Consider the following 23,529-nt stretch of genomic DNA (forward strand, 5'->3'; position numbering starts at 1 on the left):
AGAGCCTGCCGGTCAGTAGATTAGTTGCGCCGCCGGATCGCCTTGGCGGGTGATCAGGATGCTGCCATCCTCCGCCAATTGCTTGGCGGTGCGCAGGATGCCATTGCGCGCATCCTCCACGTCGCGCGCACGCACGGCCCCCATGAGTTCGATCTCTTCGCGCAGTAGATTGCTGGCGCGCTCCGACATGTTCGACAGGAAGACCTCCTGCAACGAATTGTCCAACCCCTTGAGCGCATAGGCAAGCTGGTCCCCGTCGCAGTTGCGGATCAGGACCTGGATGGCAGGCGGCTCCAGACGCGCCAGATCCTCGAAGGTGAACATGAGTTGCTTGATCCGTTGCGCGCTCTCTGGAAGCTTGCGCTCGAGCGGCTCCATGATGCTGTCGAACAGCTCCCGGTCGGTGCGGTTCAGGATTTCCGCCATGATGGCGTGGCTGTCATGGCCGTGGGTCCGGACATAGTTGGCCATGAACTCGCTGCGCAGGGTCTTCTCCACATCTTCCAGCACGTCTCGCGGCACCGCCTCCATTTTGATGATGCGGCCCACCACCATCTGGATCAGGTTCTGCGGCAGGAGCGCCAGGACCTTGGCCGCATGTTCCGGACGGATTTTGGTCAGCACCACGGCGATGGTCTGCGGGTGCTCGTTGCGCAGATAGTTTGCCAGCACCTGTTCATTCACATTCGACATCTTCTCCCACATGGTCCGGCCGGCCGGACCACGCAACTCAGCCAGGATTTCCTGGACCCGATCACCCGGCATGAACTTGGCGAGGAAGCGTTCGGTGGAGTCGAAGCTGCCCGCAATCTCGCCCGTGCCGGCGAAGCGCTCGGTGAAATCCCGGATCAGCCGCTCGACCACCTTGCCGGATACGGTGCCCAGCCCAGCCATGGCATAGGAGACATCGCGGATTTCGTCATCCTCCAGCCGTTCCATCAGGCGGGACCCGCGCTCTTCCCCCAGCGCCAGCAGGATGACGGCTGTCTTCTCCAGGCCGGACAGAGACTTCACATCGCTACGGATTTTCAGCATTGCTCACTCCACGGTCAGGCCTGGTCGGGGCCGGGGGATTGTACTGGGGAACTGGCGCGCTCCGCGGCCAGCCAGCGATTCAGCCGATAGAGGTGCGACAGCACCTCCGCCACTGCAATGACGGCCTCGGGCGGGATCTGCGCCCCCTCGTCGACAGCGGCAAGAATGGCAGCAAGGTCGGAATCCTCCCGCACGGGAATGCCATTGGCAAAGGCCAGCGCCACGATGCGCTCCGCCACCGCGCCACGCCCGCTGGCCACCACGTGCGGCAGGGCGTCGGAGCCTTGGTCATACCGCAGGGCGGCGGCTCGGGCGGCCGGGCGGAACGGAGGCGCGGTCATCCGACACCCCCGTAGCTGCGCACCAGGCTCTGCGCCACCAGCAGCCAGCCGTCCACCAGGACAAAGAAGATGATCTTGAACGGCAGTGAGATGATCACCGGCGGCAGCATCATCATGCCCATGGCCATCAGCACCGCTGCCACGATCATGTCGATCACCAGGAAGGGCAGGAACAGCAGGAAGCCGATCTCGAACGCCCGGCGCAGTTCGGAGATCACGAAGGCGGCGATCAGAGTACGCAGGTCCGGTCTCGCGGCGGCTTCGGTATGCGGATCGGCCGCTATGGCCGGCGCGATCACGGACGGCGGCGCAGCCGGCTCCGCACCGTTCTGGAAGGCCTGGAAAACGGCAAGATCCTTCGGCCGTACATGAACCGCCATGAAATCGCGGAACGGCTCCACCACCCGCTCGAACGCCTGTTCCTCCGTGATCTGGCCGTCCACCAGCGGCTGCACCCCCTCGCTCCAGGACCGGTCCAGGGTAGGCGCCATGATGTAGGCGGTCAGCAGCAGGCCGAGCCCGATCAGCACCATGTTCGGCGGCGTCTGCTGAAGCCCCAGCGCCGAGCGCAGCAGTGACAGGACCACCACGATGCGGGTGAAGCTGGTGACCATGACCAGGATGCCCGGCGCAACCGACAGCACGGTGACAAGGGCGACGATCTGAACCAAGCGGCCAGAAAAACTGCCCTCTCCGCCCATATCCATGGTCAGCGACTGCGCCGCCGCCGGTGCGGCGGCCGTCATGAGCCCGATGGTAAGGGAGAGGAGGAGAAGCAAGCGCCCGAAATACATGGAAATCGTCCTTCTGGACGTCGCAGGGATTGATCCCGCGCAGAGATGCCGATTGGGGAATGAAAGCGTGGAAGCGCGTCTGCCGGCCCCGATCCGCATATCGCCGCTCCCCGCCCGCCTGTGCGTCAGAACAGGCCCAGATCCGCCTTGACGATTTCCGTCATGGTGACGCCCAGGTTGCCGTCATCCACGATCACGACCTCGCCACGGGCAATCAGCCGGTCGTTGACATAGACGTCCACCGCCTCTCCCACCTTCCGGTTCAACTCCACCACCGCTCCGCGGCCGAGCTTCAGGAGCTGGCTGACCGGCATCTGGGTCCGGCCCAAGACCACCTGCACATTGACGGGCACGTTGAAGATGGCGCGCATCTCGTCCCGCTCCTGCACCGCGGCGGCGTCTTCGGCCGGAGCGCTCGTGATCGAGGCTGAGGCCGTCTCGCTGACAGGGGGAAAGGTCGTCTGGGTCGTGGTCATGGTTTGGTCCTTGCTGGCTGTTCTGTTCAATGGGAGTCACGGGCGCGGACGGTCAGGCGGCTGACCGCGATGGCGACGGCGTCCGCCACCTGACGTTCGACGGTGCGGGGATCGCGGGCCGCCCCGCCGGCGCCCCAGTCCGCCCGGGCGGTGCCGGGCGGCAGCGATGGGTCGGCCGCCAGGTCCACGACACCGCCGAATCCGGCCGCTTCCTGGACTTTCGCGAGATCGCGGCTGAGCCGTTCCAGGGCAGATGGCGCGACCCGCAGGCGTAGGCAGGGCCGACCGATGGCAGCCTCCAACGTCTCCCGGACCAGCGTATCGAGTTCCGCCTCCGCCACCGCGTCGAGCAGCGGCGGCGCCAAGCGCGTCACCAGCGCCGTCACCACCTTGACCGCATCGTGCTCCAGTTCCGCCTGGAAGCCGTGCAGGCTGCCAGCGACGCTTTTCAGCGCGGTCTCCACCGCTGCAAGGGTCTGGGCGGCCTGCGCCTCTGCCGACTGGTGGGCATTCTGGACACCGCGCTCGAACCCGTCGCGCTCACCGACCTCCAGCCCCTGCTTGAAGGCACGGTCGCGAACCGCTTCCAGATCGGCCTCCGTAAAGCCGCCAAGGACTGGTTCAAGGGCTGGCGGATCGATCCCCTCGGGCACCAGATCCGCCGGAAAATGCGTGTCGAACAGGAAAGGGCGGGTCATCACGTTCCCTCATAGATCCAGGTGCGCAGCGCGGTGATGCATTCCTCGGGATGCTCGTCCACGATGCTGGCCAGCCGCTTCAGCGCCGCAGCGCTTACGCCGCCATCGACGGACCGGAGGTCGATCAGCTCCTCCAACTCCCGCTCCAGCGTTGTCTCTTCGCCAGCTGCACCGGCGGCTGCGAGAGCAGTGCCGCCGGCATGGGTGAGTTGGGGCGCATCGGTCTCGGCCCGCGCATCGGTGAGCTGGGGGGTGCCGTCGGCGGCCTGTGCAGGTGTCGCGGCCGCTTCCGTGCGGCGCTGAAGCAGCGGCCGGAGAACCAACGCCAGCAGGATCAGCGCCACGATGCCTGCCACAGCCCATTGCAGCAGGCGGGCCCAGTCCGGACCGAGCCCGGTCGGCGCGGCAACATCCGCCGTCATCTCCGGCGCAGGCTCTGCCAGGAAGCGGAGGTTCTCGACCGTGACCATATCGCCTCTGCTATCGGAGAAGCCGATGGCGGTACGGACCACATTCTCGACCTGGCGCAGCTCCTCCGCTGTGCGGGGCGTGTAGGTGGACTGACCATCGGCACCGGTCGCGTAACTCCCGTTCACCACGACGGCAACGGCGAGGCGGCGGATTTCACCGGCGTCCTGCACCCTTTCCCGCAGCTTGGAGCTGATCTCGAAGTTGGTCGTTTCTTCCTCGCGCTGGCTTTCGCTCCGGGCCGTGGCTGAAGCGTTGTTGACGTCCTCCAACGGAAGGTTCTGTTCGACCGTGGTCGGCTGATCCAGCGTACGGTCGGTGGAGTTCTCCCGCTCTTCGACCATCTGGACGGAGCGCGCGACGCGGCTGTTGGGGTCGAAAGTCTGCTCCCGCAGGGTCTCGCGGCCTAGATCCACCTCTGCTGCCACCTGAACACGGACATTCCCTGGACCGAACATCGGCATCAGCATCTGCTCGATGGATCGCGCCATGCGCTGTTCCACGGAGACTCGCATCTCCTCCGCCCGGACCAAGGCGACGCCATCGTTCTGGCCATCGCCCGCCAGCACGACGCCGTTTGTGTCCATCACCGTGACCGCCCCTGAAGCGAGGCCCGGCACAGCGGCGGAAACGAGGTGCCGGACCGCCAGGGCTTGGCCGCGGTCAAGCCCGGCGCCCGCCGTTCGGACCACGACCGAGGCGCTGGCCGGCTGCGTCTGCGGGCTGAATGCCTCCGGGTCCGGCAGTGAAAGATGGACGCGGGCGGATTTTACGCCGTTCAGGGTCTGGATGGTCCGGCCCAGTTCCCCTTCCAGCGCCCGCACCCGGTTCAAGCGCTGCATGAAGGAGGTGAGGCCGAGCGCGCCCTGATCGTCGAACAGTTCGTATCCAGCACCGCCGGCGCTGGGCAGGCCCTGTTGCGCCAGCATCATGCGGGTCCGGGCGATCTGCGCTTCCGGCACTTGGATGGTGCCGCTGGCGGCCACCTCGTGCGGAACTTTCATGGCCTGAAGTTGACTGACAATCCGGCCAGCCTCCGCATCGTCGAGCCCGGCATAGAGAAGCCCCATCCGCGGCTGGGATACCCCGGCTGCGACCAGGGCCATGGCCAGGAGCACGGCAGCCGCCGCAACCCCCAGGATGATAAGGCGCTGCCGGCCCAAGGCCCGGAGTGTCTGAAGAAGGTTCGCCACCACGCCACCGGATCTTTAACGTTTCTGGAAACCGGCCGCGGCTATGTTCCGACCGCAACCAGAATGCACCTTAGCCGGGCCTCTTTTAACGGGCGTAAAAAACGGCGGCGGGCAGCTGAAGAGAAAACTGGATAAAATACTTCGGTTCTTCTTGCGCGCTTCGCTTGAAAACTGAATTCCGGGGCACAGGACAGATGGCTGAAAGCACGTTCGACCGGATGAGTAAGCAGCTTTCACCGCCGCAGGATGGAGTCAGGCGGCGGCGTCTGCTGATCGTTGCCGCAGCCGGGCTCTGTGCCGGGTTTGTGGGGCTTGGAGCCGGCATCTGGCGCGACTGGATCGGGGAGCAGTTGGCCGAGCCGACGCCCGCACCGACCGCTACCTTCCATCAGCTGGCTGATCTCACCGTCAATCTCCGCCAGACCGCCTCGGTCAAGCTGATGAAAATCGGCCTGACCCTCCGGGTCCCATCCAATCAGATTGCAGAGCTGACAGCGCTGGAGCCGGTCATTATCGACGGGCTCACCCCCTATCTGCGCCAACTCGACGAGCACGATCTGGAAGGTGCTTCGGGACTGGAGAAGCTCCGCGCCGACCTGATCCATCGCATCCGTCTGCTGGCGGAGCCTGTGGAGGTGAATGACGTCCTGTTACGCACTCTGATCCTGCAGTAGGGCCAAGCCATGAGCGACACCAGCATCGACAGCACGGTCGGCAGCATGACGGACGAGGGCGATGACGAGTCCATCGTCTGGGAAACCGCGCTCGCCGCCGAGGCTGAGCGCGTTCTGAGCCAGACGGAGATCGACCGTCTGCTGAACCTGGATGACAGCAGCGCGCCCAGCAAGCGCAGCGTCATCGACCAGATCGTCAATTCCAGCTTCGTGAACTACGACCGACTTCCAATGCTGGATGTAGTTTTCGACCGGCTGGTGCGCTTGCTGAACACCAGCTTCCGCAATCTCACTTCCGGCAATGTCGAGGTCAGCGTCGCCGGCATCCAGTCGGTCCGTTTCGGCGACTTCCTCTACAATGTGCCCCTGCCCTCGTTGATCTCCGTCGTCAAGGCGGAGGAGTGGGACAGCAACTTTCTGCTGACCGTGGACAGTGAGCTGATCTACAGCATCGTGGACATTCTGCTGGGCGGCCGCCGCAGCGAGCCCGCCCCTATCGATGGGCGGCCCTATACGGTGATCGAGCGGGCGCTGGCAGAGCGGGTAATCAAGCTGGTGCTGAAGGATCTTGGCTCCGCCTTCGCCCCCCTGTCGGCTGTGCGCTTCCTGCCGGAACGGGTGGAAACCAATCCGCAATTCGCGGTGATCACCCGCTCAAACAACGCGACCATCACGGCGCGTTTTCAGGTCCAGCTCGACGGCCGCGGCGGGTTCATCAACATCGCCATCCCCTATGCGGCTCTGGAGCCGGTCCGAGACCTGCTGTTGCAGATGTTCATGGGTGAGAAGTTCGGCCGCGACAGCATGTGGGAATCCCACCTGAAGACGGAGCTGCGCCGGACTAATGTCGACCTCTCGGCCGTGCTGGCCAGCGTGCAGGTCAGCCTGACCGATTTGTTGTCCTGGAAAAAGGGCACGGAACTGCGGCTGGAACTCCGGCCCGACGCGAAGGTCACCTTGAGCTGCGGGCAGGTCCCCATGTTCCAGGGCGACATGGGCCAGCGAAATGGCCGGCTGGCCCTGCGCATCGATGCCGACCTCGGCGCCCAGGATGAGGTGATCCATGGCCTTCTCAATAACCGCTGACGCGCTCGGCCCTTTGCTCAGTCTCGGCATGGCCGGGCTGTTCCTCGGCACGCTCATCTATCTGGCGCGTTTAAACCAGCGCCTCGGCGCGCTACGCGGCGCACAGTCAGAACTGCATGGCCTCCTGCGCGCCTGCTCCGACAATGTGGATTCGGCAGAGAAGTCCATCACCGCCCTGCGCGCCGCGGCGCAGTCCATGGCCGGCGACCTGGGACGATCCCTGGAACAGGCAGAGCGCCTGAAAGCGGACATCGATGCCACGTGCGCCGCCGCCGCGCGCCTTCTGGACCGGCTGTCGGAGGAACCGGCCGTTGGCGAAATGAAAGCTGCCGCCCCGGCTGTCGCTACCCGGTCCGAGTCCCCCCGCCCGGAGGTCCGGCCTCCGTCTACCGCCCAGGCCGACACCGGTGAAGAACAGGCGGCCTCCGTGCCTGCCCCGGTCGAGCCGCGCTGGACGGAAAAGCTGCGCCCGGAAGGTGAGCGTACAGCGATGCGCCTTTTCCGCGACACCATCCGCGCCCTCTGACGGAGCGTTACATGCCCCGCCCGCGTCTTCTTCCCGTCGTTATTGCCGCTTCCGCCATTGCGGTTCCGCTTTATGCCAGCGGCATGGCCGGCCTGTTCGGTCCAGCCTCCGCCCAACCTACCCCGCAGGCAAATACCCCGGCCGCCATTGAGGCCCCGGCTTCGCGGCGGGAACCCGGATTCACCGACCTTTTGCAGCCGGGAGAAAAGCAAACGCCAGCACCGGCGGCCCAGCCGGTCAACTCATGCTCTCCGGCCCTGGTCGATCTGCTGGCCGCAGAGCGGAAGGCGTTGGACGCCCGTGCAGCCGAACTTGAACTCATGGAAGAGTATCTGGAGGCAGTCCGGCAGCGGGCCGCGGAACAGGTTGCGGCGCTCGAATCGGTTCGCGTCGAGGTGGCCGCCCTGGTCGACCGCCGTAGCGTCATGGCCGAGGCGGACCTGAACCGCTTGGTCGCCATCTATGGGAACATGAAGCCAAAGGATGCTGCGCGCCTGCTGAACGGCACGGAAACGCAAATCGTCGTCGGCCTGCTGGATCGGATGGAAGAGCGCCGGGCCGCCCCGATCCTGGCGGAGATGGAGGCTGCCAAGGTCAACGACCTTACCCGGATGCTGGCCGTGCGCCGGCAGTTCGAAGGCGACCGCCCGCCGCCGCAATCGGCCGAAGCCTTGCCGCTGACCACGGTGCCGCGGATGTAGCGGCGCTGCAGTCGGCAAACGGTCAGAACCAGAAGGACAGGCCCGTCACGAGGGACAGCCTGTCCGCCTCTTCGCCTTCCGTGCGGACCAGTTCGGCCGTACGGCCCAGCCTCCTCTCCCAGGCCAGGCCCACATAGGGCGCGAACTTCCGCGCGATCTCATACTTCAGCCGGATGCCGGCACCGGCATGTGTGAAGCCGGCAACAGCACGACATAGTCCCGATCGGCCCAGATCGGATCGCGGCCGGCAGGCTCAATGACGATGGCCCCATACATCCCCGCCTGTTCCTGCATGGCGGAGTGGCTGTGATACCAGTAGGTGCCGGCCTGCCGCAGCTTGAGACGGTAGGTGTAGGTGCCGCCGGGCGGGATGGCCTCATACCCGTTGAAGCCCGGCGCGCCGTCCATCACCCCCTCCAGCAACAGGCCGTGCCAGTGCATGGAGGTCGGCTCCGCCAGACGGTTGGTGACCCGGATCACCACCTCCTGTCCCTCCCGCCAGAAGAGGGTTGGGGCCGGAATGGAGCTCCCCATGGAGATGGCTGGACTGGTCCGTCCGTCGATGGTGATCCGGGTCGGCTGGACCAGCAGGTCCAGCGTCTGATCGGCGGACGCGAAGCTCCGCCGTTCGGGATGAATGGTAAAGACGCCGGCCAGCCCAGCCACTCCGGCCAGACGCAACGCATCCCGCCGGCTTAGCCCCCTGTCTGAACTGCTCATTTCCGATGGCTCCGATCAGCGGGACACGTGCAGGCCGCCAGCCATTCCGGCTTCGTAATGACCGGGCATCGAGCATGCGAATTCCAGTGTTCCGGCTTCAGTGAAGGTCCATGCCACCTCCTCCGTGCCGCCCGGCTCGACCAGCAGGGTCGCGATGGCTGCATGTCCATCGATGCCAACTCATGGAGAATGTGTCTGGAACCGCGCCCGATCTTATCTGGACCCATAATATAGGCTTGTCTTATCCGCTCACAAGCCAAGTGCGTCCGCAGCCCTTAGCTCAGGCAGCCACCACCTCGCTGCGGCTGAACGCTCCCGTCCGCCTCAGCAGATCCAGATAGCCGCGCTCCATGGCTTCAGTCGGAAACAAGGCCAATGCCCGCGCTTGGTTCGCAGCACCGATCCTGGCCCGGAGAGCCGGGCTGGACAGCAGATCGGTCATCGCCCGGACCAAAGCCATGACATCCTGCGGCGGGACGATGAAGGGTCGGTTGGACGGTGCAACCATCTCAGGTACGTCGCCGACCGCCGGCGCGACCACCGGCCGCCCGGCGGCCATGGCTTCCATCAATGCGTGTGGCATCTGTGCCGCATCGGATGTCAGTGCGAACAGGTCGAAGCGTCCCAGGACAAGTTCCGGCCGGCGCAGGCGTCCGGCAAAGATCACCCTACCCGTAAGCCCCAGGGCATCGGCCATTCCCTCAAGATCGCCACGATCAGGCCCATCGCCGACGATCAGCAGCTTCGCCGCCGTCGGAAGCTGGGATACGGCGCGGAGCAGGCGGATTATGCCCTGCCCAGAAACCAGGGGGGCGATGGCGCCAAGCACCAAATCGCCTGCCCGTACGCCAAGCCGTTCCAGGGTTGCTTCACAAGGAGGACGGACAAACCGATAGGCATCTATCCCATTCGGAATGTGGTGCAGCTTGTCCTGCGGTACCCGCCATTGGCTGGAAGCAATGCGGTGCAGAGCCTTGGAGGGAACTACAACTTGAATTCCCTGGCACAGGGCGGCCCTCCGTTCCTGCATTCTTGGATGATCCGCGTCCGCTATTTCCGCCACATCCACCGAATCCTCGATGTGGATGTGTGGCACGGTGTGCCCGCCCCGGCCGGCCCTACCCCAGCCCAACGCTTCCCAACCATAGGTCAGAAGAATGTCGGGCCGCATTTCGTCCAGTAATGACTGTTTGACGCCAGCATGGTTCAGCAACCTTGCCGAGCCCGGCGTCAGTACATTCATGGGAATGTCAGCGGGGATCATGATTCGAGCTGCCGTGTCCCCGTTCAGGGAAACAACGGTATGCCGGATTTCCCCGGTACCGATTAGACCGGCAAGCCGCCCAAGCCGCAACTGCGGCCCGTCGATACCAAATCCGGGAAAGACGTGCAGCAGATGAGGCACCCGTCCACCCCATGTGTCATTTTTAGGACAGTGTAACGTGTAGAAAGTGGGGTTGGCTCAGTAGCAAAGGCTTATCAGAGGAATAGTGGGATCAATCGCGTCCTGATTACCCAATCTGCACAGGGGTGAATCCAACACAACCCGCGGCATTCAACGGACGGCGGGAACCAGACCGCGCCACGTTGCGGCATACGGGAACATGGCCATGTTCCCGTGCGGGCGACCATATCTCAGGAGAGGGCACTATCGCTTTAACTCAGGCAGCCACAAGGGCTCGAGTTTTCGGCGATTTGGGAACCTTACGGCTTCCGATGGACCTCACCATGACTGGCTTCACCCTACCGAAGTAGGGGTTTGCCAGTCGCGGGTCGGCGGGGGCACCCCGGCTCCCGGATCGGTTAGAGCGTAATGCCCTGACCCGTCGCTCACCGAACCCGCGCACGAGGTCGGCGAGGACCGCAGCCTTGCTCTGGAACAGCCAACCGTTAGGGTGCGCACGGCGCACTTCGATGTTGGCTGCCGCATTGAGGTCGGCATGCATTGTCTTACCGCACCAGAGACACTTGAAGGTACTCTGGTCGCGGCGGTTTCTTTTGTCCCCGTAGCCACAGCAGGAACAGGTCTGGCTGCTGTAGGCCGGGTTGACTTCCGTGGACGTGATGCCGTGGCGGTCCTTCATGTCCGCCAGCCTAGCCTTGATGATCGACCGCCCGCAGTTGCGCAGGATGGCGTTCAGGCGGCGGGACAGATCCGAGTGCCGGAAATCCAGACGCTTCAGCACCGGTCCTGCGGGCTTGCCGCCGGCCACGAGCTTGTTCAGCACGCGACCGATCTCGGTGCGCAGGAACCCGCACATGTCGTCCACCAGGTCGCGATACCGCTTGCTGTCGCGGGGCTTTCGCCCGGCTCTCTGCTGGCTGGCGGCGATCATGGAGATCAGGCGTCGTAGCGCCGGAGTTGCTTCAGCCAGCCCTGACCGAGCAGTTGGCCCTCGCTGGTGGCGAACAGCATGTATAAGCCGAAGTCGAGTGCGATCACGCCGCTGCCGTCGTAAGCTGCGCGGGAGGCGGTACAGGACTCCCCCATGTCGGTGACGATGCCGAAGGTCAGCCGTCCGTCACGCTGGTTGACCTGGATGCCGTCGGTGGCCCGGCCGGGTCTCCGGTCATGGTAAGCATGGATCAGCAGTGGGACGGCGATCTTGCGCCCTTTCTCCCTGGTGGAGAGGTTGACCCACCAACCGACTTGGCCGCCCTGCATCGCCTTTACGGGCTTAGCAATGGAGCCCACCCGGTGGTCCAGCCGCATGGAGATGCGGGACAGGTCCGGAGGGCGGTGTTCGCTCATGACATGGTGCGTAATCGACCGGGCCAGCCGCCGGATCTCGACGGAAATGATCTCGCCCGTTCCCTTCATCACCACGTCCGTGCGGGAGAACCAAGCGCCCGCGCGGTTGATGGTATGAAGCATGTGCTTGGTGTCGGACGGCAGGCTGCTGGCGTTCACCGTATCGCGGAACTCGTTGGCCCGGTTGCTCACCCAGCCCTGCAACTGCACCACGACCTGATAGCGGCACATTTGGACCCGGTTGGCCGCGCCGATGACGGCGGCGAAGGTTACCTTGTCCACGTCGTGATTCCTGTCGAACCGGCCCGTCTCGAAGAACAGCCGCCACTGCTCGCGGCCCAGCAGCACCGCACCAGCCCGATAGGCCCGCAGCAGGGCCAGCACCGCCTGCTCCTTGCTCACCGTCAGGTTCGACGGCAGCATGACGGGCGGATGGGCGGGCTTGGTCCGTGCCATCAGGCGGTTATGTGTTGGGATGACCCGCGTGACGACATCGCCCCCGCGACCAGCAGCAGCGGCCGCTTTGTTCCACGCCCCTTCGGATTGGCCGGAGGCGGCTCGTTGTCGTCATCCTTGTGCTCGGGCTTGGCTCGCTTGCGCGGCGGTGCCCCGGCGTAGGTCTCGTCAATCTCGACGATGACCGAAAGCAGCGGGTTCTGCTCCGCCATCATGGCCCTGATCCGATGATCGAGATGCCAAGCCGTCTCGGAGGACACGCCCAGCATATCGGCCATCTTGACGGCGCTACGGAGCCGCAGGCAGGATACACGGGGCCGTCGGGTCACCGGGACTGCTCGAACCATGCACGCGCCGCCTCTTCGTCGGGAAAAAGCCGGTTGAAGTCGCGCAGGGAGAGAGCCGCTTCGTTTATGCTTTGCACATAGAACTTAGGGGGCGCCTTAGTCAAGGCGTTAGTCCCACCAAGAGATATCGCGGAGTTCAGCTAAGCAGTTTGGCTGTCATCCAGATGAGTCCGGTCCAGACAGCCAGGCTGAATACCAGTAGGACCGATACGCTGACCAGCAATGGCACCCGCCGCTCATCCGGGCCGGCATCCGGCTCTTCCATCGGATAGGGAAGCACAGGCATCCGGCCATCGGCATCCCGGCTAGCCATCGGTGCAGCCTGCTTGGAAACTTCCCGGCCAGACACAGCCAACCGGGACAGCGTTGCCGTCGAAGAGGTGGTGACGGTCTGGTGCATGGCCTTCTCCTTCCGATGGCGACCGGTGATTCTGGGCGGCCACTGCACGCCCGCCCCAGCCTCTTTAGGAGGATATATTAGGCCAACCACCCCCTCCGCGTCGACATGCCCGTGCGAATCTACCCCAAAATTTCGGCACAGAAAGTAGGGAGATGTCGGCGGGTAGGCTAGGCTGTTGATGCAAACCCGAAATTCAATCAGCAACTCGCTGCCGGACCAGCGCCAGCCTCGCGCATCCAACCGTCCAGCCAAGCAGCAGACGCATCTGGTTCCTCTCCGAACGGGTTATCAACAACCGTCTCTCCGCGTTTGCGGGCAGCCATTCCCATCACATGGGCCAGCAGGTTGAAGCCAGTGAGTTCGGCGGTCGAGGCGGGCAACATCGCGGGTGTCCCTTCAGGTGATGCGCCCACAATAGGACATCAGCCCCGCTCCCTCGTTGATGTATGTCAATTGCGTCGGCGAGCGAACCTTTCCCCGACCTGTCCTCTGCAACAAGCTCAGACCTGCGCCAGGTCGGCCCTGCCCTGCTCCACCGCGAAGATCGCGCGCGTCGACAGATTTCCACCGGGTCGGCTCACCTGGTCCAGTACTTTGAAATGCGTCTGAAACAGGTTCGGCGTGACGTCACACACGACATATCCGCGCTGATCGTTCAACAGCTTGAGATGCGGGTTCTCGGCCAGGATACCGGCACTCCACGGGCGATGCTCTCCGCCGTCGCCGCCCGAACTGATGGAGGTGGTTACGAACTCGGCGGCGACCTTCTCCGAATCCGGGTTCATGGGGTCGCGGTGGACTTCCCCTGCGTAGTTCTGGTGCTCATCCCCTGTCAGAATGATGGTATTGCGCTGCTTGCGGCGGCCCAGGAATTCGGTCAGCCGTCGGCGCGGCTTCAAGTAGGCGTCCCAGCTGTCCAGATTTCGCACATCCCGTTCGGACGGATCGCGGTCCAGCGGCATGAACATGATCTGCTGGGCCAACACGTTCCAGTTCGCCCGTGACTTGTCGATCCCTTCCAGCAACCACTTTTCCTGCCGCTCCCCCAGCACGGTCGCCTCCTCCGAATCCACCGCTTCGCAGGCTTTTTTGAAGCCGTCGCCGCAGGGTTGGTCGCTGCGGTACTGGCGGGTATCAAGGACATTCATGTCCAAGAGCGAGCCGAAACCGAACCGGCGGAAAAGCTGCATCTCAGGTCCCAGCGGCCAGGAACTGCGCCGGAACGGCAGATGCTCATAATAGGCCTGCGCCGCAGCGACGCGCCGTAGCAGGAAGATCTCCGGCGCGACATCATCGTCCCCGTGCGCCTCCACCCAGTTGTTGACCACCTCGTGGTCATCCCAGACGCTGATCCAGGCCGCCGCCGCATGGGCGAGCTGAAGGTTCGGGTCCATTTTGTACAAGGCGTAGCGCCGACGATAATCGTCCAGGCTGAAGCACTCGCCTTCGGGCACAGGACGGACGGTGGGCAGCATCGTTTCCGTATACCGGCTGAAGAAAAGCGGCCGGCTGCCATACTCGTAGATGTAGTCGCCGTAATGATAGACGAAGTCCAGATCGGCCTCTGCCGCTAGATGGCTGTAGGCCGTATACAGCCCCTGAGACCACTCCTGGCAGCCGGCAACAGCGAAGCGCAGCCTCTCCACCGCAGCGCCCGCTGCCGGGGCGGTCCGGGCCCGCCCGGTGATGCTGCGCTCCCGGCCGGACGTGAATCGGTACCAGTATGGCCGGCCGGGCTCGAGCCCGGTCACCTCCACATGCACGGCATGGGCTAACTCCGGCCGGGCAACGGCGGTACCGCTCTGCACCACCTTGCGGAAGCGCTCATCCGCCGCGACCTGCCATTCAACCTCCATGCCGTCCCGTGGCATGCCATGGCCGGGTTCGAAGGGCCGGGGGGCCAGACGCGTCCAGATCACGAACCCGTCCGGCAACGGGTCGCCTGCGGCGACGCCGAGCTGGAAGGGATATTCGACGAAAGTGGGCTGCGCCAGCGCACGGGACGGCGCAAACGGAATGGAAAGGGCGGCGGTGGCCGCCGCACCGAAGGTCTGGATGAGCTGCCGGCGGGTCAGCCGCCGCGGATCGATCACGGAACGTTTCATGGAACCCGGCCAGTGGTGCGGCCCGGCGCCCGAGGGAGTAGGCGCCGGACACTTTCGATATATGGCTTTACACGCCAGCCGAGCTCCTACTCAACCCTTCTGATAGTAGGAGCCGCGCGAACCCGGAATGGACGGATCAGCTTCCGATGATTCCCCCGTCCTGCTTGGTGACGACGACCACGCTGGGACGCGGCGGAACCTTGTCGTTGAAGTCGGGCCAGCGAGTTCCTGGATGGGCGAAGGTCGCGCGTTCACCCGCATCCAGGAAGTCCTCTACCCCGTCCACGCCCGGGTGCTGAACCGAGAGGAACAGCGTCTTGTCATCGGGCGTGAAGCAGGGACCGCACATTTCCGCCCCGACCGGCACGCGGAAGAAACGCTTGGACGTACCGCGCAGCGGCCCCTCCGTCTCCATGGCGAACAGCCCGTCGGCGACGCCGCTGGTCCACTGCCACTTGCTGCCCTGGTCGGTCGACACCCAGACACGGCCCTTGCCATCGATCGCGCAGTTGTCGGGGCAGGCAAACCAGCCGTTCTCGGTTGTTGCCGGATTGAACACGGCCTGGGTCTGTGGGGCGGCAGGGTTGCCCGCCTGCACCAGGATTTCCCATTGGTAGGTCTCGGCCGTGTGGTCGCCGTCGGGAGGAGTCATCTCCACGATATGACCCCACAGGTTCTGGGCGCGGGGGTTCGCCGCATCCACGAAGCCGATTGGGGCGTGACGGACAGGATCGGCCGGCTTGCGGGCATCATTGTTGGTCAGCATCGCATAGACCTTGTTGGTCTTGGGATTGACCTCGATGTCCTCGGGCCGGTCCATTCGAGTGGCCCCCATCAATGTGGCGGCATGGCGGGCATTGATGACCACGTCGCCCTGGTCGTTGAAACCGTTCTCCGACGTCACCGGTCCTTGCCCATGCACCAGGGGCAGCCAGGTCACGGTCCCATCCTCGTTGTAGCGCGCGGCATACAGAGTGCCGTCCGTCAGCAGCTCCATATTGGCCTTACGGTCGTCCGGACTGAACTTTCCGGCCGAGACGAAGCGGTAGACGAACTCGAACCGCTGATCGTCGCCCATATAGACGACAACGCGCCCGTCCTTATTCACCGCGACGCCCGCCCCCTCATGCTTGAAGCGGCCAAGCGCGGTTTGCTTGCGCGGCGTGGACGTCGGATCGTAGGGGTCGATTTCGACGACCCAGCCGAACCGGTTCGCCTCGTGCGGCTCCTTATTCACGTCCCAGCGCTCATCGTGCAGTCCCCAAAGGTACCACATGCCGGGAATGCCATAACGGTCGTAGTTCTTCTGCTCCGGGTGGGAGGCATCAACCGTGCCGATGAAATATCCGTCGATGTTCTCCTCGCAGGTCAGGAACGTGCCCCAGGGGGTGACGCCCCCGGCACAGTTGTTGACCATGCCGATGACCGTCCGCCCTTCCGGGTCCGCCTTGGTCTGCATACGGCGGTGGCCGGCAGCCGGCCCGCTGATCGCCATCCTTGTTTCCAGTGCGGTGATACGGCGGTTGTAGCTGCCGTCCTTGACGTAGCTCCACTTCCCATCGGCGCCCCGCCGGATCTCCACGATGCTGCCGCCATGGGCGGCCATCTCGATCTCCGAAATCTGCTTCGTGTATCGCTGAACCAGCTCTTCCGGCGTCAGCCTGTCCTGTCCCTCCGGAACGAAGCCGGGGAACATGACATCGCGTTCCGTATATTCGTGGTTCACCCAGAGCAGGCCATGATCGGCCGAATCGCCGCCTTGCGGCAGCGGAAGGAAGCCAACGAAGTCGCAGTTATAGCCGAACTGCCTGAGCTGGCTTTCCACTGTCTGCGCATAGGGATCGAATTCAGGCGCGTCGGCGAAGATCGGATCGCCCCAGCGGATCAGGATATCGGCGTTGTAACCTGGCGAGACATGGTGGGTCTGGTCCACTCCGTGCGGCACCTCGGTAAAGCCGAAGCTGGGAACCGCCCCCGCGGCAGCCTGCGCCTGAGCGGGCCGGGCGCCTGCCAGGATCGGCGGCACCAGGGCAGCCAGGGCGGTGGTGGCCAGCGCGCCGCGGAGAATGTCACGCCGCCCGAAGCGCCGCTGAACCACCTCTCCAAGCGTCGGCGAATCGGCCGGGCTGGCCGGGCGGTCCTGAAGGGCTTCGAATTCTTCGGCGGTGGTCAGCGGGACCAGGTGGTGGGCGCTCATCTACGCAGGCTCCAGTACGATCGGGTGCAGGCATGCCGACGCCTACCTGACATGGAGCGTCGGCGGACTGCAACACACAGCCACACGGGCGCCGCCACCGGCGCCCGGCTGCTGCTCGAAGCCTGCTTATAGCCGTTGAAGGCTACAGAAATCTGACAAAGAAACAGGTGGAACGGTCCGTCGCGCCCTGCTAATGAGCGGCCGCAAGTTCCCGCAGCCAATCCGCGGCCCGGCCGCGGATGCGGTCCCAGCGGAACCGCTCCGACGTCAGCTGGAACGCGTTCTCCGCCAGCCTGTCGGCAAGAGCCTTGTCGGTGCAGAGGGTGAAGATGTCCTCGGCAATCGCATGGGGAGTATCCGAAATCAAGGCGCTGGTCCGATCCCGCAACGCAAGTCCCTCGGCCCCCACCGGGGTGGTTGAAAGCGGGATGCGGTTCGCCATGGCCTCCAGGACCTTCAGCTTGGTCCCTCCCCCGAGCCGGAGCGGCGCCACGAACACGTCATAGCCAGCCAGGGCGTCCGCCAGATCGTCGACGAAGCCGCGGAAGCGAACCGGCCCCGCATAGGCTTCCCGCATGGCCTGTGTCGTGCCGGGGCCGATCACATCAAGCATCAGGCCGGGCAGCCGGTCGCTGAGGAGCGGATGGATTTCGCGGGCGAAGAACTCGACCGCATCCAGATTCGGCCCGTACTGCATGTTCCCGACGAAGACCAGACGGGGCGCCGCCCCATTCCGACCAGACCGGCGGGGACGCAAAGTCGGCATGGCGACCCCGTTCGGCACAGTGTGGACGTTGCCCATCCCGAACATCTTCAGATAGTCCCTGTCCTCGTCGGAGCAGACGACTGTCGCCAGATAGCGCCGGGCACCCATTGTCTCCCGGTACCAGAGGCGAAGCCCACGGGGCAGCATGCGGATGGATTGGCGTGGGGAAGCCTTCTCGCGAAGTTCGCGGAAATGCTTCTTATGCTCGACATCGTCCAGATCAAGGATCGTCTTACCCGACCAGGCCCGCAGCAACGGAGCAAGCTCGCGCCGTTCGACCCAGATGAGGTCATAGGAATCCAACTGAATCCCCTCGAGCGCACGGGCGAAGCGATGCAGCAGAGGCAACCGCTCGGGACCCACGATCTCCCCGGTGCGGACAAAGTTGCGGAGCGTGTCCACCAAGCTGGTGCTTTCCCCTTCACCCGTCTCCACTGCAATCATCTCCTCGCAGAACGAGGATAGGCTCGCCTGTGCTGCATCGCTCGGCGGAGGCGGAGAGACCAGCGTAACGGCGAAATCGCGGCTGCAGCCCTGAATCAGATTGGCGATGCGTACATGCTGCCCACGGTCGAGCGGATAGGGGAAAACCGGCGACAGGAACAGAAGACGGGGCTTTTCGCCCGACAGGCTGCTTTGGATCATGATCGTCCCTTACGTATCGGACCCGCCGGTCTCTACTTTTTTGCGTCCAGTCGAAGGGGCGGATCGCAATGGATTCCCCGCCCCCGATGCCGAGCGCTGAACATCGCAGCCGCCGATCCATTGCGATGCGAAAAAGAGGCGGGCCTGTTGTAATCGCCCGATTTCTCAGGGATTCCGGGACTTGAGCGGCCCAATGACAAAATTGGGCACCCTCGCATCCGAACTTTGCCTCGGCAGCTATGGCCCTGCTTGCCCCGGAACGGCGACCTGTTTAGCTTGGGACCGGTTCCCACCGGAACTTCGCCACATTCGCCTTTCACAAGGGTTCCGCCCCGCCCTCCCGGATACGGATTACCGATGACTCTTCGCCTTCGTCCCGTTCTCGCCGGCTTCGCCCTTCTGCTCGCGACCGCCCTGCCCGCACACGCCTTCGAACCCGCCATCGTCTTCGACATGGGCGGCCGGTTCGACAAGTCCTTCAATGAGGGCGCGAATATGGGAGCGGAGCGCTTCCAGAAGGAAACGGGCGTCAAGTACCGCTGGTTCGAGGTCACGAACGAGGCGCAGCGGGAGCAGTTCCTGCGCCGCCTTGCGCAGCGCAACACGGATGTGATCGTCGCCGTCGGCTTCTCCATGGCCCCGGCAGTGGAAAAGGTCGCGAAGGAATTTCCGAAGGTGAAGTTCACCGTGATCGACGGTGCGGTGGACCTGCCCAATGTGCAGTCCGTCAGCTTCGCCGAGCATGAGGGCTCCTACCTTGTCGGCATGCTGGCGGCGATGGCCAGCAAGACCGATACGGTGGGGTTTGTCGGCGGCATGGACATCCCCCTGATCCGTCGTTTCGCCTGCGGTTATGAGCAGGGCGTGAAGGCTGTCGAGCCTGAAACCACGATCCTGGTCAACATGGCCGGAACGACCCCGGCCGCCTGGTCGGACCCGACCCGCGGAGCCGAGCTAGCGCGTAGCCAGTTCGACCGCGGCGCGGATGTGATCTTTGCCGCAGCCGGCCAGACCGGAATGGGCGTGCTACAGGCGGCCAAGGATTCCGGCAAGCTGGCCATCGGCGTGGATTCCAATCAGAATCATCTCTTCCCCGGCAACGTGCTTACCAGCATGGTCAAGCGGGTCGACACGGCCGCCTACAGCGCCTTCAAGACAGCACAGGACGGTACCTGGAAGCCGGGCGTCGCCGTTCTCGGCCTCAAGGATGAGGGTGTCGATTGGGCCTTGGACGAGAACAACGAGCCGCTCATCAGCGATGAGATGAAGGCCGCTGTGGAATCCGCGAAGGACGAGATCAAGAACGGCACGCGCACGGTCGCCAACTATGACGACCAAAGCGGCTGCAAGTACTGAGAAAAGGCTGCAATTCCGGGGTGATTGGGGTAGTGATAGCGGGGCTCCCCACAGGGGTGTCCCGCTTCCCTTCCCTTGTGCAGGCCGGAAACGCTGCCCTTGTCGTCCGATGCCACGTCCCGTGCTTCCTCCGCTGCCGCGGCGCCCGCGGTCGAGCTGGTGGGAATCGATAAAAGCTTTGGCCCCGTTCACGCCAACCGCAATGTCCATCTGACAATCGCGCGCGGCACCATCCACGGCCTCGTGGGTGAGAACGGCGCCGGAAAATCCACCTTGATGAGCATCCTGTACGGCTTTTACCAAGCCGATGCGGGCGAAATCCGCGTCAGCGGCAAGCCGGTGCGTATCAAGGGGCCGGAAGACGCCATCCGGCTGGGGATCGGCATGGTCCACCAACATTTCATGCTGGTGGAGACCTTCACCGTCCTGGAGAACCTCCTTCTGGGCGCCGAGGGCGGAGCCCTGCTCAGCCCGGCCATGGCCCGCGCCAGGGCCGAGGTGGAGGAGCTGGAGCGTGCCTTCGGGCTGGAGGTGCCCCTCGACCGTGTCGTCGGGGAATTGCCGGTCGGCATCCAGCAGAGGGTCGAAATCCTGAAGGCGCTGTACCGCGGCGCCGAGGTGCTGATCCTGGACGAACCCACGGCCGTGCTTTCCCCGCCGGAGGTGGAGCAGCTTTTCCGGATTCTGGACCGGCTGCGGGCAGAGGGGCGGACCGTCCTGCTGATCACCCACAAGCTCAAGGAGATCATGGCGATCACGGATGCCGTTTCCGTGCTGCGCCAGGGCCAAGTGGTGGCGGAGTTCCGCACAGCGGAGACCAGCCGGCAGGAGCTCGCGGATGCCATGGTAGGGCGCAAAGCCGTGCTGACCATCGACAAAACCCCGGCTCAGCCCGGGCCAGCGCTTTTAACGGCCCACAAGTTGGGCGTGGTGGATGGGCGCGGCGTCGCCCGCCTGGTCGATGCCAGTTTCGAACTGCGCGCCGGCGAAATCGTCGGCATTGCGGGCGTTGCCGGCAACGGCCAGTCGGAACTTCTGGAAATCCTGTCCGGTATGCTGCGCCCGACCACCGGCAGGCTCGACGTGAAGGGCACGGTGATCGAGCACGGAACCGGGTACACGCCAGCGGATGCCCGGGCGATGGGCATCGCGCATGTGCCGGAGGACCGGTTGAAGCTCGCCATGATCAAGCCCTTCGCCGCGCATGAGAGCGCGATCCTGGGCTATCACGACGATGCCGAGCTGGGTTCAGGATGGATGCTGTCCTGGCGAAAGGTGATGGCGCGCACGGCCGAGTTGATGCAACGCTTCGACGTCCGCCCGCCCAACCCGATGCTGCGCTCCTCCCTTTTCTCCGGCGGCAATCAGCAGAAGCTGGTGATGGCGCGGGAGATCACAAAAGACCCCGACGTTCTTCTGGTTGGCCAGCCGACCCGCGGCGTAGATATCGGGGCCATTGCCTTCATCCACCAGGAACTAGTCGCCCTGCGTGACCGTGGCAAGGCTATCCTGCTGGTCTCGGCCGAGTTGGAGGAGATACTGGCCTTGAGCGATCGGGTGCTGGTCATGTGCGGCGGCCGCATCGTTGGAGAGATGCCGAGGTCGGAGGCCACCGAGGCGCGGATCGGCCCGATGATGGCCGGCATTTCTGAGGGAGAGGCGGCATGAGCCCGCAGACCGGTTCGGGCGAACTGCCCCGCTGGGCCACGATCGTGGCCCTTCCCCTCATCAATGTCGGCATTGCGCTACTGGTCTCCGCCCTTGTCATCCTGTCCATCGGCGAGGACCCGCTCGCAGCGCTCGGCATCATGGTCCAAGGCGCGTTCGGCAGCGGGCTTGGCATCGGCTACACGCTGTACTACGCGACCAGCCTGATCTTCACCGGACTTTGCGTTGCCGTAGCCTTTCATGCCGGGCTGTTCAATATTGGCGGCGAAGGGCAGGCCTATATCGGCGGTCTTGGCGTCGGTATCGCCTGCCTTGCCCTGGGCGGCTGGCCCTGGTGGCTAGCCCTTCCGGTGACGGTCCTGGCCGGAATGGCGTTCGGCGCCGCCTGGGCGCTGATACCGGGTTATCTCCAGGCGTACCGGGGAAGCCATGTCGTCATCACGACGATCATGTTCAATTTCATTGCTTCCGCCCTCATGGTCTATCTGCTGGTCAACGTCCTGATCAATCCCGGCCAGATGAGCCCGGAGAGCCGCGAGTTCGACCCCAGCCTCTTCTTGCCGCAGATGCATGAGATGCTGGCCGTGCTGGGCATGGAAGTGGACGCCACGCCGCTGAACCTTTCCTTCCTGATCGCGCTTCTGGCCTGCGTGCTGATCTGGCTGTACATCTGGCACACGCGCGCCGGGTTCCGCCTGCGCACAGTTGGCGCCAATGAGGACGCAGCCCGCTATGCCGGCATCGATCCTCGCCGCACCATCCTGATCGCAATGCTACTCAGCGGGGCGATGGCGGGTCTGCTGGGGCTCAATGAGGTGCAAGGCGTCCAGCACCGTCTCATGCTGAACTTCACCGCCGGCCTCGGCTTCACCGGCATCGCCGTCGCCCTGATGGGGCGGGCGCACCCGGCGGGGATCGTGCCCGCGGCGATCCTGTTCGGCGCGCTCTACCAGGGCGGGGCCGAACTGGCCTTCGAGTACCAGAACATCAGCCCGGAACTGGTGGTGGTGATCCAGGGCGTGGTGATCCTGTTCGCCGGGGCGTTGGAACACATGTTCAAGCCGGCCCTTTCCCGACTTTTCCGCCCGCGGCGGACCATCCCCGCGGAGGCCTGAGATCATGGACTTCCTCCAGATCCTGTCGCTGCTCGACAGTACGATCCGTCTGGCGGCCCCGCTTATCCTGGCGGCGCTTGCTGGCCTGTTTTCCGAGCGGGCCGGCGTGGTCGATATCGGCCTTGAAGGCAAGATGCTGGCCGGCGCCTTCGCCGCCGCCGCGGCTGGTGCCGCCACCGGATCGGCCTGGATCGGGCTGCTGGCCGGCATCACCGCTTCCCTGGTCCTGGCCGCCGTTCACGGTTTCGCCTGCATCAGCCAGAAGGGCAATCAGGTTGTCTCCGGCGTTGCCATAAACACCATTGCAGCGGGCCTGACAGCCGTTCTGGCCCAGGCCTGGTTCGAGTTGGGCGGACGGACGCCAAGTCTCGACGGAGCGTCCCGCTTCGCTGCAATCGACCTGCCATTGGCGCAGACACTGTCCGGCATCCCCTTGCTGGGGCCGGTCTATGCGGAACTGGTCAGCGGGCACAATCTGCTCGTCTACATCGCCTTTCTGGCTGTGCCGCTGGCGGCCTGGATCGCCTACCGCACCCGCTTCGGATTGCGGCTGCGCGCTGTGGGTGAGAACCCGGCCGCAGTGGATACGGCCGGCATCTCCGTCCCTGTCCTGCGCTATCAGGCCGTGGCAATCGCAGGAGTGTTGTGCGGCATCGCCGGTGCGTATCTTTCCACGGCGCAAGGCGCCGGCTTCCAGGAAAACATGACGGCCGGCAAGGGCTATCTCGCCCTCGCCGCTCTGATCCTCGGTAAGTGGAAGCCGGTCCCGACCCTGATGGCCTGTCTGCTCTTTGCCTTTGCCGATGCGCTTCAGACCCGACTTCAGGGCGTTCCGCTTCCCGGCATCGGCGAGGTCCCCGTTCAGGTGATCGAGGCGCTGCCCTATATCCTGACCGTTCTGCTGCTGGCTGGCTTCGTAGGCCGTGCCATTCCGCCCAAAGCCGCTGGCCTGCCTTATACGAAAGACCGGTGAGCATGCATGGCGGACGGTGAGATAGCGGAGCTTCTGC

The 23,529-nt window shown here is 64.5% G+C and carries 23 protein-coding genes and 2 pseudogenes; 8 read left to right on the plus strand and 17 right to left on the minus strand.

Annotated elements, in window-relative coordinates:
* Nucleotides 1–12: 12 nt before the first annotated feature.
* The 6 genes from DOL89_RS19445 to fliF form a co-directional block, all read right to left on the minus strand.
* On the minus strand, nt 13–1,035 hold the full coding sequence (locus DOL89_RS19445) for a flagellar motor switch protein FliG (protein ID WP_119681008.1): 1,023 nt from the start codon (nt 1,033–1,035) through the stop codon (nt 13–15).
* 14 nt (nt 1,036–1,049) lie between these two features.
* Nucleotides 1,050–1,376: an EscU/YscU/HrcU family type III secretion system export apparatus switch protein gene (locus DOL89_RS19450; protein ID WP_119681009.1), complete on the minus strand. Its 327-nt coding sequence runs from the start codon at nt 1,374–1,376 to the stop codon at nt 1,050–1,052.
* Nucleotides 1,373–2,170 (minus strand): flagellar type III secretion system pore protein FliP, encoded by a 798-nt coding sequence (gene fliP / locus DOL89_RS19455; protein ID WP_119681010.1) that lies wholly within the window; start codon nt 2,168–2,170, stop codon nt 1,373–1,375. Before fliP ends, DOL89_RS19450 begins: the two co-directional genes overlap by 4 nt.
* Nucleotides 2,171–2,295: 125 nt before the next feature.
* Nucleotides 2,296–2,646 (minus strand): flagellar motor switch protein FliN, encoded by a 351-nt coding sequence (gene fliN / locus DOL89_RS19460; RefSeq protein WP_119681011.1) that lies wholly within the window; start codon nt 2,644–2,646, stop codon nt 2,296–2,298.
* Between the two features lie 26 nt (nt 2,647–2,672).
* Entirely contained in the window at nt 2,673–3,344 is a 672-nt protein-coding gene (locus DOL89_RS19465) for a FliH/SctL family protein (RefSeq protein ID WP_119681012.1), read from the minus strand.
* Nucleotides 3,344–5,005 carry a flagellar basal-body MS-ring/collar protein FliF gene (fliF, locus tag DOL89_RS19470; protein WP_225889992.1) on the minus strand — a complete coding sequence of 554 codons (1,662 nt, stop codon included), beginning with the start codon at nt 5,003–5,005 and terminating at the stop codon, nt 3,344–3,346. Before fliF ends, DOL89_RS19465 begins: the two co-directional genes overlap by 1 nt.
* Nucleotides 5,006–5,199: 194 nt before the next feature.
* Here fliF and DOL89_RS19475 point away from each other — a divergent pair, with 194 nt between their 5' ends.
* The 4 genes from DOL89_RS19475 to DOL89_RS19490 are packed head-to-tail and all read left to right on the plus strand — an operon-like array spanning nt 5,200 to nt 7,992.
* Entirely contained in the window at nt 5,200–5,679 is a 480-nt protein-coding gene (locus DOL89_RS19475) for a flagellar basal body-associated FliL family protein (RefSeq protein WP_119681014.1), read from the plus strand.
* Nucleotides 5,680–5,688: 9 nt separating this feature from the next.
* Nucleotides 5,689–6,765, plus strand: coding sequence for a flagellar motor switch protein FliM (fliM, locus tag DOL89_RS19480; protein WP_119681015.1), 1,077 nt, complete (start codon nt 5,689–5,691; stop codon nt 6,763–6,765).
* 28 nt (nt 6,766–6,793) lie between these two features.
* A complete protein-coding gene (locus DOL89_RS19485; protein WP_162937698.1) occupies nt 6,794–7,291 on the plus strand; it encodes a DUF6468 domain-containing protein in 498 nt (165 codons plus the stop codon).
* Between the two features lie 11 nt (nt 7,292–7,302).
* Nucleotides 7,303–7,992, plus strand: a complete 690-nt coding sequence (locus tag DOL89_RS19490) for a MotE family protein (RefSeq protein WP_119681017.1) — start codon at nt 7,303–7,305, stop codon at nt 7,990–7,992.
* Between the two features lie 22 nt (nt 7,993–8,014).
* Here DOL89_RS19490 and DOL89_RS25965 read toward each other — a convergent pair whose 3' ends face one another.
* The 11 genes and pseudogenes from DOL89_RS25965 to DOL89_RS19545 all read right to left on the minus strand — a co-directional run bounded on the left by DOL89_RS25965 (nt 8,015) and on the right by DOL89_RS19545 (nt 18,380).
* The gene (locus DOL89_RS25965) at nt 8,015–8,224 is read right to left on the minus strand and encodes a copper resistance protein B (protein ID WP_119681018.1); all 210 of its coding nucleotides are present in this window, start codon (nt 8,222–8,224) and stop codon (nt 8,015–8,017) included.
* Nucleotides 8,197–8,712 (minus strand): annotated as a pseudogene (locus DOL89_RS19500) (multicopper oxidase domain-containing protein); the annotation flags it as partial. The gene DOL89_RS25965 and the pseudogene DOL89_RS19500, both read right to left, overlap by 28 nt.
* Before the next feature lie 15 nt (nt 8,713–8,727).
* Nucleotides 8,728–8,862, minus strand: a pseudogene (locus DOL89_RS19505) (plastocyanin/azurin family copper-binding protein); the annotation flags it as partial.
* Nucleotides 8,863–8,992: 130 nt separating this feature from the next.
* Nucleotides 8,993–9,976 carry a glycosyltransferase family 4 protein gene (locus tag DOL89_RS19510; protein WP_119681021.1) on the minus strand — a complete coding sequence of 328 codons (984 nt, stop codon included), beginning with the start codon at nt 9,974–9,976 and terminating at the stop codon, nt 8,993–8,995.
* A gap of 397 nt (nt 9,977–10,373) precedes the next feature.
* Nucleotides 10,374–11,048 (minus strand): zinc ribbon domain-containing protein, encoded by a 675-nt coding sequence (locus DOL89_RS19515; RefSeq protein ID WP_119681022.1) that lies wholly within the window; start codon nt 11,046–11,048, stop codon nt 10,374–10,376.
* 5 nt (nt 11,049–11,053) lie between these two features.
* A complete protein-coding gene (locus tag DOL89_RS19520) occupies nt 11,054–11,920 on the minus strand; it encodes a hypothetical protein (RefSeq protein ID WP_119681023.1) in 867 nt (288 codons plus the stop codon).
* On the minus strand, nt 11,920–12,198 hold the full coding sequence (locus DOL89_RS19525; protein ID WP_162937699.1) for a hypothetical protein: 279 nt from the start codon (nt 12,196–12,198) through the stop codon (nt 11,920–11,922). Before DOL89_RS19525 ends, DOL89_RS19520 begins: the two co-directional genes overlap by 1 nt.
* 205 nt (nt 12,199–12,403) lie before the next feature.
* Nucleotides 12,404–12,667 (minus strand): hypothetical protein, encoded by a 264-nt coding sequence (locus tag DOL89_RS19530; RefSeq protein WP_119681025.1) that lies wholly within the window; start codon nt 12,665–12,667, stop codon nt 12,404–12,406.
* A gap of 500 nt (nt 12,668–13,167) precedes the next feature.
* The gene (locus DOL89_RS19535; protein WP_119681026.1) at nt 13,168–14,772 is read right to left on the minus strand and encodes an alkaline phosphatase D family protein; all 1,605 of its coding nucleotides are present in this window, start codon (nt 14,770–14,772) and stop codon (nt 13,168–13,170) included.
* Between the two features lie 136 nt (nt 14,773–14,908).
* Nucleotides 14,909–16,969: a PhoX family protein gene (locus tag DOL89_RS19540; protein ID WP_119681027.1), complete on the minus strand. Its 2,061-nt coding sequence runs from the start codon at nt 16,967–16,969 to the stop codon at nt 14,909–14,911.
* Nucleotides 16,970–17,159: 190 nt separating this feature from the next.
* The gene (locus DOL89_RS19545) at nt 17,160–18,380 is read right to left on the minus strand and encodes a glycosyltransferase family 4 protein (protein WP_119681028.1); all 1,221 of its coding nucleotides are present in this window, start codon (nt 18,378–18,380) and stop codon (nt 17,160–17,162) included.
* 357 nt (nt 18,381–18,737) lie between these two features.
* On the opposite strand from DOL89_RS19545, the gene DOL89_RS19550 reads away from it, so the two are divergent.
* From DOL89_RS19550 to DOL89_RS19565, 4 genes are all read left to right on the plus strand, one after another.
* Nucleotides 18,738–19,736: a BMP family lipoprotein gene (locus tag DOL89_RS19550; protein WP_119681029.1), complete on the plus strand. Its 999-nt coding sequence runs from the start codon at nt 18,738–18,740 to the stop codon at nt 19,734–19,736.
* A 99-nt stretch (nt 19,737–19,835) separates the two neighbouring features.
* On the plus strand, nt 19,836–21,404 hold the full coding sequence (locus tag DOL89_RS19555) for an ABC transporter ATP-binding protein (protein ID WP_119681030.1): 1,569 nt from the start codon (nt 19,836–19,838) through the stop codon (nt 21,402–21,404).
* Complete coding sequence (locus tag DOL89_RS19560) at nt 21,401–22,519, plus strand: ABC transporter permease (RefSeq protein WP_119681031.1); 1,119 nt, start codon at nt 21,401–21,403, stop codon at nt 22,517–22,519. Before DOL89_RS19555 ends, DOL89_RS19560 begins: the two co-directional genes overlap by 4 nt.
* Nucleotides 22,520–22,523: 4 nt before the next feature.
* The gene (locus tag DOL89_RS19565; RefSeq protein ID WP_119681032.1) at nt 22,524–23,492 is read left to right on the plus strand and encodes an ABC transporter permease; all 969 of its coding nucleotides are present in this window, start codon (nt 22,524–22,526) and stop codon (nt 23,490–23,492) included.
* The last annotated feature ends 37 nt before the right edge of the window (nt 23,493–23,529 follow it).

The organism is Indioceanicola profundi, from assembly GCF_003568845.1.
In the GTDB taxonomy this organism is placed as follows: domain Bacteria; phylum Pseudomonadota; class Alphaproteobacteria; order Azospirillales; family Azospirillaceae; genus Indioceanicola; species Indioceanicola profundi.